The organism is Lewinella sp. (assembly GCF_050633125.1).
In the GTDB taxonomy this organism is placed as follows: Bacteria; Bacteroidota; Bacteroidia; order Chitinophagales; family Saprospiraceae; genus Lewinella.
On record NZ_JBOEFX010000043.1, the window covers coordinates 1 to 808 of the forward strand.

Annotated in this window: 1 protein-coding gene; it reads left to right on the plus strand. The window is 40.6% G+C overall.

Annotated elements, in window-relative coordinates:
* Positions 1–76: 76 nt before the first annotated feature.
* Positions 77–799 carry an IS1 family transposase gene (locus ACRBG0_RS10280; protein ID WP_431486809.1) on the plus strand — a complete coding sequence of 241 codons (723 nt, stop codon included), beginning with the start codon at positions 77–79 and terminating at the stop codon, positions 797–799.
* Positions 800–808: the final 9 nt, after the last annotated feature.

The following is an 808-nucleotide window of genomic DNA, read 5'->3' on the forward strand; positions in this document are numbered from 1 at the left end:
GGCGGTGTGTCAGATGTAATGCTGAGAAGACAATTCAGGCAAAACCATAATTTTGTAGTGACCAAACTATGAAATCATGTATTTGTTCTGCCCAAATTGTCAGAGTACAAAGATAAAGAAGAACGGCCACACCTACTATGGGAAGCAAAATCATCAGTGCAAATGTTGTGGTAGACAGTTCGTTTTAAATAATAAGCATACCAAGCCAGAGTGGCTGAAGTTTTTAATCGAAAAAGCCCTAAAAGAACGTTTATCTCTGCGTGCGATTTGTCGTGTTTTTGGAGTCAGCCTTACATGGTTACAAGCGTTTAGCCACCTCCTTTGGGAACAGACACCAAGGCATTTAGGAATAAGCGCTGCTGTTGAAAAGCGCATCAAAAAATTACAAGTCTTTGGTATACAGGCAGATGAATTATGGTCTTTCGTTCAAAAGAAAAAGAGAAAACGTTGGATATGGGTGGCATACGACCCAGTTCACCGCCTAGTGGTAGCTTGTTATATTGGGGGGAGAGGCAAAAGTGCAGCTAAAAAATTTTGGAAAAAGATTCCCTCCACGCTACGTGAATGTTATTTTGAAACAGATCATTGGGAAGCTTACCAAAGCATTATTCCTAAAAACCAGCATAAAGTAGGTAAAGACCTCACGTACTACATTGAGGGATTTAATGCGACTATAAGAGCCAGAGTCAGTCGGCTAGTCCGAAAAGCTTTATCTTTTTCAAAATTAGAGAAGTGGCATAATCTCGCCATTCAATGGTTCTTTTGGCAATTTAACCTCGAGCAACAGCATTACATGTGACACACCGCC

What these genes read in the sequence shown, in the direction of transcription:
- ACRBG0_RS10280 (WP_431486809.1), top strand. Translation starts at nt 77, where the DNA reads ATGTATTTGTTCTGCCCAAATTGTCAGAGTACAAAGATAAAGAAGAAC.